At 70.4% G+C, this 16,661-nt stretch carries 15 protein-coding genes and 1 tRNA gene; 10 read left to right on the plus strand and 6 right to left on the minus strand.

Going from position 1 to position 16,661, the window contains the following annotated elements; genetic code table 11:
* The 6 genes from BCR15_RS12125 (at position 1) to pyk (ending at position 4,812) form a co-directional block, all read left to right on the plus strand.
* Entirely contained in the window at positions 1-285 is a 285-nt protein-coding gene (locus tag BCR15_RS12125) for a YggT family protein (protein WP_068752477.1), read from the plus strand.
* A 120-nt stretch (positions 286-405) separates the two neighbouring features.
* Positions 406-1,350, plus strand: coding sequence for a DivIVA domain-containing protein (locus BCR15_RS12130; RefSeq protein ID WP_068752478.1), 945 nt, complete (start codon positions 406-408; stop codon positions 1,348-1,350).
* Positions 1,351-1,456: 106 nt separating this feature from the next.
* Positions 1,457-1,882, plus strand: a complete 426-nt coding sequence (locus BCR15_RS12135) for a TraR/DksA family transcriptional regulator (RefSeq protein ID WP_068752479.1) — start codon at positions 1,457-1,459, stop codon at positions 1,880-1,882.
* 44 nt (positions 1,883-1,926) lie between these two features.
* Positions 1,927-2,403, plus strand: a complete 477-nt coding sequence (lspA, locus tag BCR15_RS12140) for a signal peptidase II (protein WP_256094655.1) — start codon at positions 1,927-1,929, stop codon at positions 2,401-2,403.
* Complete coding sequence (locus BCR15_RS12145; RefSeq protein WP_068752481.1) at positions 2,400-3,320, plus strand: RluA family pseudouridine synthase; 921 nt, start codon at positions 2,400-2,402, stop codon at positions 3,318-3,320. The genes lspA and BCR15_RS12145 overlap by 4 nt, the downstream gene beginning before the upstream one ends.
* 64 nt (positions 3,321-3,384) lie before the next feature.
* Complete coding sequence (pyk, locus tag BCR15_RS12150) at positions 3,385-4,812, plus strand: pyruvate kinase (RefSeq protein WP_068752482.1); 1,428 nt, start codon at positions 3,385-3,387, stop codon at positions 4,810-4,812.
* A 54-nt stretch (positions 4,813-4,866) separates the two neighbouring features.
* Here pyk and BCR15_RS12155 read toward each other — a convergent pair.
* Positions 4,867-4,949: transfer RNA gene (locus BCR15_RS12155), tRNA-Leu, on the minus strand.
* Positions 4,950-5,083: 134 nt separating this feature from the next.
* Between BCR15_RS12155 and BCR15_RS12160 the strand changes: the two genes are divergently transcribed.
* Positions 5,084-5,662 carry an ANTAR domain-containing response regulator gene (locus BCR15_RS12160; protein ID WP_078920236.1) on the plus strand — a complete coding sequence of 193 codons (579 nt, stop codon included), beginning with the start codon at positions 5,084-5,086 and terminating at the stop codon, positions 5,660-5,662.
* 192 nt (positions 5,663-5,854) lie between these two features.
* Here the strand turns inward: BCR15_RS12160 and BCR15_RS12165 are convergent, their stop codons facing one another.
* Positions 5,855-6,685 carry a type IV toxin-antitoxin system AbiEi family antitoxin domain-containing protein gene (locus BCR15_RS12165; protein WP_068752484.1) on the minus strand — a complete coding sequence of 277 codons (831 nt, stop codon included), beginning with the start codon at positions 6,683-6,685 and terminating at the stop codon, positions 5,855-5,857.
* 590 nt (positions 6,686-7,275) lie between these two features.
* A complete protein-coding gene (locus tag BCR15_RS12170) occupies positions 7,276-7,686 on the minus strand; it encodes a PaaI family thioesterase (RefSeq protein WP_068752485.1) in 411 nt (136 codons plus the stop codon).
* Positions 7,687-7,723: 37 nt separating this feature from the next.
* On the opposite strand from BCR15_RS12170, the gene polA reads away from it, so the two are divergent.
* Complete coding sequence (gene polA / locus BCR15_RS12175) at positions 7,724-10,399, plus strand: DNA polymerase I (RefSeq protein ID WP_068752486.1); 2,676 nt, start codon at positions 7,724-7,726, stop codon at positions 10,397-10,399.
* A gap of 3 nt (positions 10,400-10,402) precedes the next feature.
* Here polA and BCR15_RS12180 read toward each other — a convergent pair whose 3' ends face one another.
* Positions 10,403-11,161, minus strand: a complete 759-nt coding sequence (locus BCR15_RS12180) for a class F sortase (RefSeq protein ID WP_068752487.1) — start codon at positions 11,159-11,161, stop codon at positions 10,403-10,405.
* A 205-nt stretch (positions 11,162-11,366) separates the two neighbouring features.
* On the opposite strand from BCR15_RS12180, the gene rpsA reads away from it, so the two are divergent.
* Together rpsA and coaE are read left to right on the plus strand one after the other, a co-directional pair.
* Positions 11,367-12,806 (plus strand): 30S ribosomal protein S1, encoded by a 1,440-nt coding sequence (gene rpsA, locus BCR15_RS12185; RefSeq protein WP_068752488.1) that lies wholly within the window; start codon positions 11,367-11,369, stop codon positions 12,804-12,806.
* 76 nt (positions 12,807-12,882) lie between these two features.
* The gene (gene coaE / locus BCR15_RS12190; protein ID WP_068752489.1) at positions 12,883-13,521 is read left to right on the plus strand and encodes a dephospho-CoA kinase; all 639 of its coding nucleotides are present in this window, start codon (positions 12,883-12,885) and stop codon (positions 13,519-13,521) included.
* Here the strand turns inward: coaE and gcvP are convergent.
* Together gcvP and gcvH are read right to left on the minus strand one after the other, a co-directional pair.
* Positions 13,455-16,295, minus strand: coding sequence for an aminomethyl-transferring glycine dehydrogenase (gcvP, locus tag BCR15_RS12195; protein ID WP_068752490.1), 2,841 nt, complete (start codon positions 16,293-16,295; stop codon positions 13,455-13,457). The two genes, coaE and gcvP, sit on opposite strands and share 67 nt — an antisense overlap.
* On the minus strand, positions 16,292-16,654 hold the full coding sequence (gene gcvH, locus BCR15_RS12200; protein WP_068752491.1) for a glycine cleavage system protein GcvH: 363 nt from the start codon (positions 16,652-16,654) through the stop codon (positions 16,292-16,294). Before gcvH ends, gcvP begins: the two co-directional genes overlap by 4 nt.
* Between the last annotated feature and the right edge of the window lie 7 nt (positions 16,655-16,661).

A 16,661-nucleotide genomic window follows, 5' to 3' on the forward strand; every position in this document is an offset into this window, starting at 1 on the left:
GTGGTCGCGACTCTCCTCTGGTGGCTGATCGGGCTCTACATCTGGGTGCTGCTCGCCCGCGTCATCCTCTCCTGGATCCCGATGTTCGCCCCCGGGTGGACGCCGCGCGGCGTCGTGCTGGTGGTCGTGGAGTTCATCTACACCGTGACCGACCCGCCGGTGAAGGCGCTGCAGAAGGTCATCAAGCCCATCCGGATCGGTGGGGCCTATCTCGACCTCAGCGTCCTGGTGCTGTTCATCGTGCTGCAGATCGTGCAGTCGATGGTGTGGCTGATCCCGTTCTGACGGCCCGGAACCCGGAGTTTCAAGTCGCGCTGTAGCTGTTGGCCGCAGTGTGAGGCGCTACGCTAGCCTGAAACCGGCCGGCCGCAAGACCGGCGGAACTCGACGATTATTGGAGCAACTATGAGCCTGACCCTGGATGAGGTTCGCCAGGTCCGCTTCCGGATGTCGCGCCGTGGCGAGACCGGCTATCAGGTCGGTGACGTCGATACCTTCATCGACAAGGTGGAGCTGACGTTCGACGAGTTCGAGAAGGAGCGCGAGCGCATGCGCCGCGAGCTCGACTCGGTCCAGCAGGTCGGGGTTTCCGGGGGCGACGACGCCGGTAACGGCGAGGCGCTGCGCGCCAAGGACGACGAGATCGCCTCCCTCAAGGCCGAGGTCGAGCGGCTCAACTCCGCACTCAGCCAGGGCGGCGACGCCAACGCCGCGCTTGCCGCGTCCGAGCAGCGCGTGCGTGAGCTCACCGCCGAGAACGAGCAGCTCCGCTCGCAGCTCGAGGACGTCCGCAGCGAGTACGACCGGGTCCGCACCGAGCGCGTCACCTCCGGCGGCGGCACCCAGCACCTCACCGTCAGCGCCAGCGAGGACGCCGCTCCGGCCGTCACCCGGCTGCTCCAGATGGCGACGGATCAGGCCACGACTCTCGTCAACGAGGCCCAGGCCGAGGCGGAGCGCAAGCTCGTCGAGGCCGAGCAGCGCGCCAACGAGATCAAGACCGACGCCCGCACCAAGGCGGAGCGCATCGAATCCGAGGCGCGCGTCAACGCCGAGCAGATGACCAGCGAGGCCTCGTCCCGCGCGGCCGCCGTCGACCAGCAGGCCGCTGACCGCCGCCGCGAGCTGTTCGCCGACCTCGAGCGCGAGCAGGGCGAACTGACCGGCAAGGTGGACCACCTCCGCGGGTTCGAGTCCAGCTTCCGGGAGAACATGTCCAGCGTCCTGCGGCGCTTCATGGACACCCTCGAGTCGTCGCACGCCGAGCCCCAGGAAGTGCCCGAGCTGGCGCAGCGTCGGGAGTCCGACACCCCCCGGCTGGATGCCCTCGCCGGCGGGGATCACCAGTAGTCACAGCATCCATCAACTGGCCGGCACCCGCTGTGGTGTCGGCCAGTTGACATGCTCGGGCGGTGGTGTACCCTTCCCGAACACCCCTGCACAGGAGAAGCGAGAAATGTCAACGTCGAAGCAGTCGTCCGCTCCCCAACCGGTTCTGCCGGTCCTCGACGGCGAGGAGCCCTGGACGGACGAGGAGGTCGCGGAACAGCGCGCCGAGCTCCAGGACGAACTGGAGCGGCTCGAGCGTCGCATCGCGGCCACGGAGGCGGAGCTCGACGCCCTGCTGCGCGGCGGCACCGACGGCGCGGGACGTGACCCGGCGGACGTCGGCAGCATCAACTTCGAGCGGGACCAGGAACTCTCACTGGCCCAGAACGTGCGCGAGATGGCCGAGCAGCTGAGGCTCGCCATCCACCTGTTCGACAACGGGGAGTACGGGTTCTGCGAGATCTGCGGCAACCCGATCGGCAAGGGCCGCCTGCAGGTGTTCCCTCGCGCCACGCTCTGCGTCACCTGCAAGCAGCGCGAGGAACGGCGCTGACCGCCCGCACCCGGGGGGTTCGCCGGATCGCCCTCGGGATCGGGCTGCTCGGCCTCGGCGTGGACCAGGTGGTCAAGCTGGCCAGCGTCGCCTACCTGCAGCCCGGGCGAACCGTCGAACTCGTCGGACAGCTGCTGCAGCTCACCCTCATCCGCAATCCCGGCGCCGCCTTCGGCATGGGCTCGGGGGCGACGATCGTGTTCTCGGCGTTCGCGGTGATCGCCACCGTGGCGTGTCTGGCGGTGGCGCTGCCCCGGATCACGCAGGTGTGGCACGCGGTGGCCCTCGGGCTGCTGCTCGCGGGCATCACCGGCAACCTGGTTGACCGCATCACGCAGCCGCCGTCGCCGTTCCGCGGCCACGTCATCGACATGTTCCAGCTGCAGTACTTCGGGGCGATCTTCAACGTGGCCGACGTCTGCATCACGGCCGCGGCCGCGATGATCATCGTCGGCGGCTTCGTCGCCGACCGGCGTGCGGCCACGGCCGAGAAGGAGCCGGTCGCCGAGGACGCCGCGTGAGCGTGTTCCTCGTCCCCGACGGCCTCGCCGGGGACCGCGTCGACGCCACGGCCGCGCGCGTGTCCGGCTACAGCCGGTCGCGCATCGAGAGCCTCATCGAGGCCGGCGGGCTCCTGCTCGGCGGCGTCGTCGTCGCCAAGGGGTCGCAGCGGGTCGCCGGGGGAGAGCTACTCGAGATCGTCGACGACGCGGCCCCCGCCGGGGTGCGGGTGAGCCCGCGGCTGGCCGACGGCCTGCGCATCGTCCACGAGGACGCGCACCTGGTGGTGGTCGACAAACCCGTGGGGGTGGCGGCGCACCCCAGCCTCGGCTGGGAGGGGCCGTCGGTCGTCGAACACCTGGCGGCGGCCGGTGTCGCGGTGTCGACGTCGGGGGCCGCCGAGCGGCAGGGCGTGGTGCAGCGGCTCGACGTCGGCACGAGTGGCCTCATGGTGGTGGCGAAGTCGGAGATCGCCTACAGCGTGCTCAAGCAGGCGTTCCGCGACCGGACGGTGGACAAGGTGTACCACGCGCTGGTGCAGGGACACCCGGATCCGTTCGCCGGCACGATCGAGGCGCCTATCGCCAGGCATCCGGGGTCGGACTGGAAGATGGCGATCGTCGAGGGGGGCCGTCACTCGGTGACCCACTACGAGACGCTCGAGGCGCACCGCGCGGCCACGCTGCTGGAGGTGCACCTCGAGACGGGTCGCACGCACCAGATCCGCGTGCACATGGCGGCGATCGGGCACCCGTGCGTCGGGGACCCGCTGTACGGGGCGGACCCGGTGCTGGCGCAGCGGCTCGGGCTGGTGCGACAGTGGCTGCACGCCGTCCGGCTGGGCTTCACGCATCCGACGACGGGGGAGTACGTCACCTTCGACTCGCCGTATCCAGAAGATCTGGCCCACGCGCTCGAGCTGGTGCGCGCCGGCTGACCCCGGCCGGCCCTAGGGGCGCCCCCCGCTGCGCCGATGGGGCCGTTCAGGTAGGGTTTGCTCCGTGCGTAGAGCTAAGATCGTCTGTACCCTCGGCCCGTCGGCCGAGACCGTTGACCGCCTCATCGAGCTGCTGAACGCGGGCATGAACGTCGCCCGCCTCAATATGAGCCACGGCGACTACGAGGAGCACGGCAACCGCCTGCGGAACGTCCGCGCTGCCTCCGAAGCCACCGGCAAGACCGTCGGCGTGTTCGCCGACCTCCAGGGCCCCAAGATCCGCCTCGGCCGATTCGAGAACGACCAGAAGGTCTTCCTCGAGAACGGCGCCCGGTTCACCATCACCACCGATGACATCCTCGGCACGCCCGAGCGGTGCTCGACCACCTATAAGGGTCTCCCGGGTGACGTCAACGTCGGTGACCAGATCCTCATCGACGACGGCAAGGTCGGCCTCAAGGCCGTCGAGGTGACCGACACCGACGTCGTGTGCGAGGTCACCGTCGCCGGTCCCGTGTCGAACAACAAGGGCATCAACCTGCCCGGCGTCGCCGTGTCCGTCCCGGCCCTCAGCGACAAGGACGAGCGCGACCTGCGCTGGGCCCTGCACCAGGACGTCGACATGGTCGCCCTCTCGTTCGTCCGCTCGGGCGACGACATCAAGCGCGTCCACGAGATCATGGACGAGGAGGGGCGCCACGTCCCCGTCATCGCCAAGCTCGAGAAGCCGCAGGCGATCGCCAACCTGCAGGACATCATCGACGCGTTCGACGCGTTCATGGTCGCCCGCGGTGACCTGGGCGTCGAGCTCCCGCTCGAGGAGGTGCCGCTGGTCCAGAAGCGCATCATCCGCGCCGCCCGTAAGTGGGCCAAGCCGGTCATCGTCGCCACGCAGATGCTCGAGTCGATGATCTCGAACCCGCGCCCGACGCGCGCCGAGGCCTCCGACGTCGCCAACGCCATCCTCGACGGCGCCGACGCGGTCATGCTGTCCGGCGAGACGTCGGTCGGCGACTACCCGGTCGAGACGGTGTCGACCATGGCGCGCATCGTCGAGAAGACCGAGCGCGAGGGCCACGCCGAGATCCACATCATCGACTGGGACCCGCACACCACGGGCGGCATCCTGGCCAAGGCCGCGGCCGAGGTCGCCGAGCGCATCGGCGCCCGCTACCTGGTCGCGTTCACGAAGTCGGGCGACACAGGCCGGCGTCTGTCGCGTCTGCGGTCCCCGATCCCGATGCTGGTGTTCTCGCCCGAGAAGGCCACGCGTCAGACCATGACCCTGTCGTGGGGTGTCGACACCCAGATCACGCCTGAGTTCACGGACCAGGAAGAGGTCGTCGAGGCCGTCGACCGGCACCTGCGTGACCGCGGCATGATCGAGGTCGGCGAGCGCATCGTCATCGTCTCGGGCTCGCCCATGGGCATCCCGGGCAAGACGAACAACCTGCGCGTCCACAAGGTCAAGGAGCTCGGCGAGACCAACTGAGTCTGCCGGCTGAAGCCGAGAAGGGGAGCCCTGCGGGGCTCCCCTTCGTCGTTGTGCCCGGGAGGGGAGTCGAACCCCTAAGGCCTTTCGGCCAGACGGGTTTGAGCCGTCCGCGTATACCATTCCGCCACCCGGGCCGAATGCGTCACACATTGTGCCACACCATGGATCCGGGCGCTGACTGGGCAAGGCTTGTCCCGGCCGGTGTAGGATCAGCCAAGCTAGACCGGCCGAGCTCGCACCCAGGCGCGAGGGAGAAGTGACCAACCAGATGAACAAGAAGCCCACTGTGATCGTCGCCGAGGACGAGGCGCTCATCCGCCTTGACCTTGTGGAACTCCTCACCGAAGAGGGGTATGAGGTGGTCGGCGAGGCTGGCGACGGGGAGGAAGCGGTCAAGCTGGCCCGCGAGCTGGAGCCCGACCTCGTCATCATGGACGTCAAGATGCCCAAGATGGACGGCATCACGGCCGCCGAGATCATCGCCGAGGAGCGCATTGCGCCCATCGTCATGCTCACCGCGTTCAGCCAGCGCGACCTCGTCGAGCGCGCCCGCGACGCCGGCGCCATGGCGTATGTCGTCAAGCCGTTCGGGGCGTCGGACGTCATTCCCGCGATCGAGATCGCGATGGGGCGTTTCCAGGAGCTCAAGGCGATCGAGGACGAGCTGGTCTCGCTCGAGGAGCGGTTGGAGTCGCGGAAGATCATCGACCAGGCCAAGGGCATCCTGCAGCAGGATCTGGGTCTGACTGAGCCGGAGGCGTTCCGGTGGATCCAGAAGACCGCGATGGATCTGCGCAAGTCGATGCGCGACGTCGCCGTCGGTGTGATCTCTCACAAGAAGAAGTAGCGGTCGAGGGCGGGGGCCGGGGTTGCGTAGTCGCCCCGGCCCCGTCCCATGCCCGCCCGCGCTCGCCACCGCCCGCCATACCGGCACGACACGCCGTCGAACTGAGTGCCGGGGGCCCCCAGCAGGGTCGAGGCACGAGTTCGCCTGTCATTCGTGTTGGTATTCGGTGATCTGTGTCGGCTCGAGGGCGCGTCAAGCAGCGGGCCGACGGCGGCGCGTGGCCGCCCGCAGGTCGGCCACGACGGCGGGCCAGGACGACATGACCTGCCGCCACGTCAGCCGCACGACGGCGTAGCCAAGAGCCGCAGCGGCGCGGTCCCGGCGTCGGTCGGACTCGAATGACTCCGCCGTCCCGTGGAACTCCCGTCCGTCGGCTTCGATGAGGAGGCGGTCGCCGAGCAGGAAGTCGAACCGCCCGACGCCAGCCAGTTTGAACTGCGGCCGCGGACGGAAGCCTGCGGCGCGGAGGCGCTGGCGCGCGAGCGACTCGAGCGCGGACTCGGTCCTTGCGTCGGCCCGCGACAGCAGCGCCTGGCCCTTCAACCCGACGGGCGCCAACTGCGCGGCGAGCTCCGCGCGAGTGAGGAGGCGCCGGTACAGGATGCAGTCCATCGCCATCACCGCGTGTTCCTCAGGATGGTGCCGGATGGCGGCGAGCAGCGCGGAGACGACGTCGTCGAGTGGCCGCCGGGTCCCGCCGGCGGGGCTGGAGCACAAGATCGCCCCGGCAGGTAGTTCGCGACGGCGGGCCGAGTAGCCGCCGCGCCGGAGGTGGAGCTGTGCATCCGGGACGGTCCAGATGCCGTGGACGTCGAGCGCGGACACGCACGTGAGCGTGGCGTCGGCCGCAGCGGCCGTGACCACCTGCGGGATCGCGCCTGGGAGCGCGTATCGGCAGCGGTCGATGCGGACCAGTTCACCGTCGCGCTCGGCGCGGGTGATTGCGTACCGGGACATGCCGTCGGCCAGCAGCTCGCGACGCGTGGCGACGCCGCCGGCGCCGAGGGAATGGTAGATGCGCATGCCCCGTTCTGTGCGCCCGGCGACTCACTTTGCCGCGCGAATCACGTTGTCCACAGGTCGTCCCGGTCGCCCCCGCACCTCGCCCGCGCCGCCACGACCGGCACGACACGCCGTCGAACTGGCACCTCGACGACGCGTGCGCTCTCGGCGAGCGAGTTGGACTGCTATTGGTGCTGTCCGCGGGGCGGGAGTGGTCTACCCATCTGCAGCACGAATAGCAGGCCGACTCGGCGATCGACCGGCTATAGCGTGTCGAGGGCACAGTTCGACGGCGTGTCGTGCCGGTGGGGGCCCGGCGCGGAAGGCGCGGGGCGGGAGTGGTCTACCCATCGGCAGCACGAATAGCAGGCCGACTCGGCGATCGACCGGCTATAGCGTGTCGAGGGCACAGTTCGACGGCGTGTCGTGCCGGTGGGGGCCCGGCGCGGAAGGCGCGGGGCAGGAAGGGCGAGGACGGTCAGGGGCGGCCCGGCGCGGAAGGCGCGGGGCGGGTGGAGCGACGGCGTGGCGCGGTCAGGGGCGGCGGCCGGGCCGGGCAGGGGCGGCGACGGCGGCGCGGCCCAGGGGCGACCGTCAGGGCCGGGCGCGGGTCAGGGGGCGGGGCGCGCCGGGATCATGTGGCACGTCAACCGCCCGGTGGCGGTCAGACGACCCTTGTCGTCGACGATGTCCACCCGGTACGTGGCGATGGACCGACCCAGGTGGATGGCCGTCGCCGTCCCCGTCACGTGTCCCGCCCGCGCCGCGCGCACATGCGTCACGTTCAGGTCCACCCCGACACCCACGCGGTCCGGATACCCGTGCGCCATCGCCCCCATCGACGCGAGCGTCTCGACCAGCACCCCGGACGCGCCGCCGTGCAGCAGACCGAACGGCTGCTGATTGCCGTCGACGGGCATGGACCCCACGACACGCTCGGGGCTCAGCTCCGTGATCACGACGCCGAGCCGGTCGTCGAGCGGGGAATGGACGTCGCGCAGCCAGTCGGGGGTGGCGTTCATGGGCTGCACTCTGCCACACCTTCGGTAGGCTCGCTCCGTGACTGAGACGGGCAAGCTGCTGCTGATCGACGGCCATTCGGTGGCCTACCGCGCGTTCTTCGCCCTACCCGTGGAGAACTTCGCCACCACCACGGGGCAGCACACCAACGCGGTGTTCGGGTTCACGTCGATGCTCATCAACGTGCTGCGCGACGAGCAGCCGACGCACATCATCGTCGCGTTCGACAAGGCGCGCGAGTCGTTCCGCACCGAAAGCTATCCCGAGTACAAGGCCAACCGGACCTCGTCGCCGGAGGAGTTCAAGGGCCAGGTCGCGCTGGTCAAGGACGTGCTGGACGCGCTGAAGATCCCGCACCTCGACCTGGCGGGCTACGAGGCCGACGACATCATCGCGACCCTCTCCACCCAGGCCGCCGCCGACGGCTACGACGTCTACATCGTCACCGGAGACCGCGACGCCATGCAGCTGGTCAACGACCACGTCACCGTCCTCTACCCGCGCAAGGGCGTTTCGGACCTCGCGCGCATGACGCCGGCGACGGTGGAGGAGAAGTACCTCGTGCCGCCGGCGCGCTACCCCGAGCTCGCCGCGCTGGTGGGCGAGACCAGCGACAACCTCCCCGGCGTCCCGGGCGTCGGCCCCAAGACGGCCGCGAAGTGGCTGGCCCAGTTCGACGGCCTCGACAACCTCGTGGCGCGCGCCGAGCAGGTGCCGGGCAAGGCGGGGGAGTCGTTCCGCGCCCACCTCGACGACGTCGTGCGCAACCGCCGCCTCAACGCCCTGGTGTGCGATCTCGACCTCGCCGTCGACCTCGCCGAGACCAAGCGCCGCGACTGGGACCGCGAGCGCGTCCACCACCTGTTCGACGCCCTCGAGTTCCGCGTGCTCCGCGAGCGACTGCTGGACCTGGCCCCCGCCGAGCCCGTGGCGACCGAGAGCTTCGCCGTCGACGGCGCCCGGCTGGCTCCCGGGGCCCTGGCCGACTGGCTCGCCGAGCACGCCACCGACCGCACCGCTCTGCACGCCGTGGGCCGCTGGGGCGGCGGCACCGGCGACATCACCGGCTTTGCGCTGGCGGCGGCCGACGGGGCGGGCGCCTACGTCGACACCGCCGACCTCACCCCCGAGGACGATCAGGCGCTGGCTGCGTGGCTCGCCGACCCCGGGCGCGGGAAGCTCATCCACGGCGCCAAGGGCCCGACGCTGGCCTGCTGGGCGCGGGGCTGGGACCTGGCCGGTGTCGCGCAGGACACGCTGCTGGCCGCCTACCTGCTGCGCCCGGACCAGCGCACGTACGACCTTGGTGACCTGGTGACCCGCTATCTCAAGCGGGATCTGTCGACGCAGCCGGCCGCCGCTGACGACGCGCAGCTGGCCCTCGACTTCGGCGACGATGACGGCGCCTCCATCGAGGTGCCCCTCCTGCACGCCCGGGCGGTGTTCGACCTGGCCGACGAGCTGGACCGCCAGATGGCCGAGCGCAACGCGTCGCGGCTCATGACGGACGTCGAGCTGCCGCTGCAGCGGACGCTCGCGCGGATGGAGGCGGGCGGGGTCGCGGTGGACCGGGAGAGGCTGCAGGCGCTGCGCGACGAGTTCGACCGCGCCGTCGCCGCGGCCCAGCAGGCCGCCTTCGACGTGCTCGGTCACGAGGTGAACCTCGGCTCGCCCAAGCAGCTCCAGACCGTGCTGTTCGACGAGCTCGGGATGCCGAAGACCCGCAAGACCAAGTCCGGCTACACCACGGACGCGGAGGCGCTGGAGTCCCTGTTCGCCAAGACCGAGCACCCGTTCCTCGGCCACCTGCTCGCGCACCGCGACCAGATCCGGCTGCGGCAGACCGTCGACGGCCTCCTGTCCTCGATCGCCGACGACGCCCGCATCCACACCACCTACGTCCAGACCATCGCCGCCACCGGGCGCCTGTCGTCGACCGACCCGAACCTGCAGAACATCCCCATCCGCACCTCGATGGGGCGCCAGATCCGCTCCGCGTTCGTGCCGGGGCCGGGCTTCGAATCGCTGATGTCGGCGGACTACTCGCAGATCGAGATGCGGCTCATGGCGCACGCGAGCGCTGACGAGGGCCTCATCGAGGCGTTCACGTCCGGCCGCGACTTCCACAACGAGATGGCCTCGCTCGTATTCCGCGTGGAGCCGGAGGACGTCACGGGCGAGATGCGGGCCAAGATCAAGGCCATGAACTACGGCCTCGCCTACGGTCTCAGCGCGTTCGGGCTGTCGAACCAGCTGAAGATCTCCGTCGCCGAGGCGAAGACGCTCATGGAGGACTACTTCTCCCGCGTCGGGGGAGTCCGCGCCTACCTGGCCGACGTCGTGGAGCAGGCCCGGCGCAGCGGCTACACCGAGACCATGCTCGGCCGGCGCCGCTACCTGCCGGACCTCACGTCGTCGAACCGGCAGCGCCGCGAGATGGCGGAGCGGGCGGCCCTCAACTCACCGATCCAGGGTTCGGCGGCCGACGTCATCAAGGTGGCGATGATCAACGTGGCCCGCGCGCTCGACGAGGCGGGGCTCGCCAGCCGGATGCTGCTGCAGGTTCACGACGAACTCGTCTTCGAGGTGGCGCCGGGGGAGCGCGACGCCCTTACCGACCTCGTCCATCGGGAGATGGCCGGCGCGTTCGACCTCGCCGTGCCGCTGGCGGTGTCGGTGGGAGTGGGCGACTCCTGGCAGTCCGCCGCCCACTGACGCTCAGGCGCCGGGCGTGATCGGGGTGCCGTAGAAGAAGACGCGCGAGTCCCAGTTCTCCGTCGAGCGGTTGAAGTCCCAGCAGATGATGATGGCCAGCCGGGGGTCGCCGTCGAAGTCGATCATCACGTCGGACTGGGGGTCGTAGTCCTCAACCCACACCTTCAGCGCCTCGGTGAACTCGTAGCACTGCACCTGGCCGTCGTCGCCGTACAGCTTGATGACGTCGCCCGCCTCAAGGGCCGGCCCGCCGTCGGAATACAGCTCGTTGCCCAGCGCGCCGCCGTTGCGGTACGTGTGGATCGACAGCAGCGCCTGACCCTCCTCCGCCCCGGGGCGCGGCCCGCCGTTCCACCACGACGCGGTGCGGGGCTCGTCCTTCGGCGGAGCGGCAATGTTGCCCTCGTCGTCGAGGTTCAGCGAGACGACCCGCTCGTCCGCGCCGACGGCGGGGATCGCGAACCGGGTGGGCACGAACCCCTCGGCGACCGCGGTGCAGTCCGCGAGCTCCGGGGACACGGGTTCCGACGGCGTGGGCGACGGCGTCGGCGAGGGTGACGGCGACGCCGCAGAGACGGTCGGACTCGGTGAGGCGACGGCCACGGGGGCCGACGACGACGGCGCGACGGAGGCCGCAGGCACCGCCTCGGACCCGCCCCGGTTCCACAGCAGAGCCACGAGCAGCAGCGCGAGCACGCCGACGACGGCGACGGCGATGACGAGCGGGCGGCGCGAGCGGGCCGACGACGGAGCGGAGGTCACGCAGCCAGCTTATTCACTGGCCCGCCCACACCGAAACGGCTAAGCTGACCGGACCGTCGGGCCGGCCCTCGGCTAGGTTGCTTGTGGGCGGCAGCGGGAGGTAGGCTGAGCGGGCATTGTGGCCTGCAATCCCTCAGACGGAGTAGGGACGGCATGTCTTCGACGGGGCCCCGGTGCACAGTCATCATTTTCGGAGCCCTACTACATGACCTCCTCCACTGAGGCCTCGACTGTCGCAGTCGACGACTTTGGCACCCCTGAGGCCTTCATGGCCGCGGTTGACGCCACCATCAAGTACTTCAACGACGGGGACATCGTCTCCGGCACCGTCGTCAAGGTCGACAAGGACGAAGTCCTGCTCGACATCGGTTACAAGACCGAAGGCGTCATCCCCTCGAAGGAACTCTCCATCAAGCACGACGTGGACCCGTTCGACGTGGTCCAGGTGGGCGATGAGATCGAGGCCCTCGTTCAGCAGAAGGAGGACAAGGAGGGTCGCCTGATCCTGTCCAAGAAGCGCGCGCAGTACGAGCGCGCCTGGGGCACGATCGAGAAGATCAAGGAAGAGGACGGCGTCGTCACCGGCTCCGTCATCGAGGTGGTCAAGGGCGGCCTCATCGTCGACATCGGCCTGCGTGGCTTCCTGCCCGCGTCGCTGGTCGAGATGCGCCGCGTCCGCGACCTCCAGCCCTACGTCGGCATGGAGCTCGAGGCCAAGATCATCGAGCTGGACAAGAACCGCAACAACGTGGTCCTGTCCCGCCGCGCCTACCTTGAGCAGACGCAGTCCGAGGTGCGCCAGACGTTCCTCACCCAGCTGCAGAAGGGCCAGATCCGCAAGGGTGTCGTGTCCTCGATCGTCAACTTCGGCGCCTTCGTCGATCTCGGCGGTGTGGACGGCCTCGTGCACGTCTCCGAGCTCAGCTGGAAGCACATCGACCACCCCAACGAGGTTGTCGAGGTCGGCATGCCGGTCACCGTCGAGGTTCTCGAGGTCGACATGGACCGCGAGCGCGTCTCGCTGTCGCTGAAGGCCACGCAGGAGGATCCGTGGCAGACGTTCGCCCGTCTGCACCAGATCGGCCAGATCGTGCCGGGCAAGGTCACCAAGCTCGTCCCCTTCGGCGCGTTCGTGCGCGTCGGCGAGGGCATCGAGGGCCTGGTGCACGTGTCCGAGCTGGCCGAGCGCCACGTCGAGATCCCCGAGCAGGTCGTGTCGGTGGGCGACGAGGTCATGGTCAAGGTCATCGACATCGATCTCGAGCGTCGCCGCGTGTCGCTGTCGCTCAAGCAGGCCAACGAGAACATCGACGTCGCGGCTGACGACTTCGATCCGCTGCTCTACGGCATGCAGGCGTCCTACGACGACCAGGGCAACTACATCTACCCCGAGGGCTTCGATCCGGAGACCAACGAGTGGAAGGAAGGCTTCGACGAGCAGCGCGCTGCTTGGGAGGCCCAGTACGCCCAGGCCCACGCGCTGTGGGAGGCCCACAAGCGCCAGGTCGAGTCGGCCGAGACCGCCGAGCGCGACGCGGCCGTGCAGGCCGGCACCGGCTACGTCACCGAGACCGACGGCGACGGCTCGCTCGCCTCGGACGAGACGCTGCAGGCTCTCCGCGAGAAGCTCTCCGGCGGACGCTGACCCTGACACACGAAGCCGCCCCCCTCACTCGAGGGGGGCGGCTTCTGCGTTCCCCCCAGCCACTAGCATCGGGCTCATGGTCCGCATCGCGCTGACCGGGGGGATCGCCTCCGGCAAGTCCTTCGTCGCCGAGGAACTGGCGCGCCTCGGCGCGGTCATCGTCGACTCCGACGTCCTCGCGCGCGAGGTGGTCGCCCCGGGGACCGAGGGGCTGCGGCGCGTCGTCGAGCGGTTCGGACGCGGCATCCTCACTCCGGACGGCGCGCTGGACCGGCCGGCGCTGGGCGAGATCGTGTTCGCCGACGACGACGCCCGGGCCGACCTCAACGCGATCGTGCACCCGCTGGTCCGGGAGCGGGCGCTTGCGCTGGAGGCCGCGGCACCCGCGGGCGCCGTCGTGGTCCAGGTGGTGCCGTTGCTCGTCGAGACGGGGCTGCACCGCGGGTTCGACCGCGTCGTGGTGGTCGACGTGCCCACGGAGATTCAGGTGTCGCGGCTGATCCACCGCAACGACCTCACCACCGAGCAGGCCCGCGCCCGGGTGCGGGCCCAGGCGTCGCGGGAGGACCGGCGGGCGGTCGCCGACTGGGTCATCGACAACTCGGGCGACCAGGCGTCGACCGTCCGCCAGGTGGAGGCGCTGTGGCCTCAGCTGGTGGCCGCGTCGGTGCCTTCCCAGGGCGGGCAGGCGCACACGAGGTTGCGGTCGCCGTAGGCGTTGTCGACCCGGCCGACGGGCGGCCAGTACTTGTCCACGCGGAACGACCCCGCCGGGAAGCAGCCCTGCTCGCGGGAGTAGGGGCGGTCCCAGTCGGCCACGAGGTCCTCGACCGTGTGCGGCGCCCGCCGGAGCGGTGACTCCTCGGCCGACACCTCGCCCGCGACCACCTGGTCCGCCTCCCGCGCGATGTCCAGCATCGCCGCGACGAAGCGGTCCAGCTCCGCCAGCGTCTCGGACTCCGTCGGCTCGATCATGAGGGTCCCCGCGACGGGGAACGACATGGTGGGCGCGTGGAAGCCGTGGTCGATGAGGCGCTTGGCGATGTCGTCGACGGTGACGCCGTGCGAGGCGTAGCCGCGGGGGTCGACGATGCACTCGTGCGCCACGCGCCCGCCGCGACCCCGGTAGAGGATCGGGAAGGCGTCGCCGAGGCGGGCGGCGAGGTAGTTGGCGCTGAGGATCGCCACCCGGGTGGCCTGGGTGAGGCCGGCGCCGCCCATGAGCAGGATGTACGCCCACGAGATCAGCAGGATGGAGGCCGACCCGAGCGGCGCGGCGGAGACCGCGCCCTCCTCGCCGGTGCGCGGGTCGCCGGGCAGGTGCTCGACGAGGTGGCTCTTGACGCCGATGGGGCCCATGCCGGGACCGCCGCCGCCGTGGGGGATGGCGAAGGTCTTGTGCAGGTTCAGGTGGCTGACGTCGCCGCCGATGTCACCGGGCCGCACCAGGCCCACCATGGCGTTCATGTTCGCGCCGTCGATGTAGACCTGGCCGCCGAACTCGTGCGTGATGTCGCACACCTGGCGCACGGTCTCCTCGAAGACGCCGTGCGTCGACGGGTAGGTGATCATCACCGCCGCCAGCGAGTCCCCGGCCGCCTCGGCCTTGGCCCGGAAGTCGTCGACGTCGATCTCGCCGTCGGACGTGGCCTTGACGGCGACGACCCGCATGCCCGCCATCTGCGCGGAGGCCGGGTTGGTGCCGTGGGCGGAGGTGGGGATGAGGCAGACGTCGCGCTGTTCGCCGCGGGCTCGGTGGTAGGCGGCGATCGTGAGCAGCCCGGCGTACTCGCCCTGCGCGCCGGAGTTCGGCTGCATGGAGAAGGCGTCGTAGCCGGTGATCTCGCACAGCTTGGCCTCGAGATCGGCGACGAGCTCCTGGTACCCGGCCGCCTGGTGGGCGGGGGCGAAGGGGTGAAGGTCGCCGAACTCGGGCCACGTCAGCGCCATCATCTCGGCGGCCGCGTTGAGCTTCATCGTGCAGGAGCCGAGCGGGATCATCGCCCGGTCCAGCGCGAGGTCGCGGTCGCTCAGGCGACGCATGTAGCGCATCATCTCCGACTCGGCCCGGTTCATGTGGAACACCGGGTGGGTGAGGTACTCGCTCGTGCGCAGCAGGGGGTCCGGGAGCGCGGGCGTCTCGCCCAGCTGGGGCTGCTCGTCGATGCCGAAGGCGTCGAGGACCCGGTGCAGGACCTCGAGGTCGGTGGTTTCGTCGACGGAGATCCCGACGCGGTCGCGGCCCACGCGGCGCAGGTTGATGCCGCGGTGCTCCGCGGCGGCCAGGATCCCGGCCTGGCCCACCCCGACGCGGACCGTGATGGTGTCGAAGAAGTGCTCCGGCTCGACCTCGGCGCCGTTGGCGCGCAGCGTGGCGGCGAGCGTCGCGGCCATGAGGTGGGTGCGCTGCGCGATGGCGCGCAGGCCGACGGGTCCGTGGAACACGGCGTAGAAGGAGGCCATGACGGCGAGCAGCGCCTGCGCGGTGCACACGTTGGAGGTGGCCTTCTCCCGGCGGATGTGCTGCTCGCGGGTCTGGAGCGCCAGCCGGTAGGCGCGGTTGCCGCGGGCGTCGACCGAGACGCCGACGAGGCGGCCCGGCATGGCGCGCTTGAGCTCGTCGCGGCACGCCATGAACGCGGCGTGGGGGCCGCCGAAGCCCATGGGCACGCCGAAGCGCTGCGCGGAGCCGATGGCGATGTCCGCGCCCATGGCTCCGGGGTCCTTGACCAGGCACAGCGCCAGCAGGTCGGTCGCCACGACGGCGATGCCGCCCGCCTCGCGGACCGCCGCGCACTGGCTGCTGAGGTCGCGCACGTGGCCGTAGGTGCCGGGGTGGGCGAAGATGGCGCCGCAGAGGTCGGCGGCGTCGAACTCGTCGACGGGGCCGACGACGAGCTCGATGCCCAGCGGCCGCGCGCGCGTCGCGAGGACGGCCAGGACCTGCGGGTGGAGGTCGTCGGCGGCGAAGAACCGCGTGCTGCGGGACTTGGCCGCCCGCTTGGCCATCCCCATGGCCTCGGCCGCCGCGGTGGCCTCGTCGAGCAGGCTCGCGTTGGCGATCGGCAGCCCGGTCAGGTCCTCGACCATCGTCTGGAAGTTGAGCAGCGCCTCGAGCCGGCCCTGTGCGATCTCCGGCTGGTAGGGCGTGTACGCGGTGTACCAGGCCGGGTTCTCCAGCACGTTGCGCTGGATCGCCGGCGGGACCACGGTGCCGTAGTAGCCCTGGCCGATGAGCGACGTGGTGACCGTATTGCGCGACCCCACGGCGCGCAGCCGCTGGAGAAGCTGGTACTCGGTCAGGGGATCCCAGTCGAGGGGCTGGTCCTGCCGCAGCTGTCCGGGGACGGTCTCGTCGATGAGCTCATCGAGCGACGAGACGCCCACGGCGCCGAGCATGCGGTCCATCTCGGCAGGGCTGGGGCCGATGTGCCGGCGGTTGGCGAAGTCGTCGGGGTCGTAGCCGACCCGCTCCCAGGCGCCCGTCATGCGCCGATCCGCGCGCGGTACGCGTCCTCGTCGAGGAGGCCGTCGAGGACGCCGGGGTCGGCCACCGTCATGCGGAAGAACCAGGCCGCCGTCGCGTCCTCGTTGACCAGGCCCGGGTTGTCGACGAGTTCTTCGTTGACGGCGGTGACGGTGCCGGCCACCGGCGCCATGATCTCGGAGGCGGCCTTGACCGACTCGATGACGACGACCTCGGTGCCTGCCGTGACGTCGGCCCCCACCTCGGGCAGCTCGATGAACACGATCTCGCCCAGCTCGTCGGCGGCGAACTGCGTGATGCCGACGGTGACCTCGCTGCCGTCGGCGGCCAGCCACTCGTGGGTCTCGGTGTACTTGATCATGGTGACT

It is taken from the genome of Tessaracoccus lapidicaptus, from assembly GCF_001693815.1.
Taxonomy (GTDB): Bacteria; Actinomycetota; Actinomycetes; order Propionibacteriales; family Propionibacteriaceae; genus Arachnia; species Arachnia lapidicapta.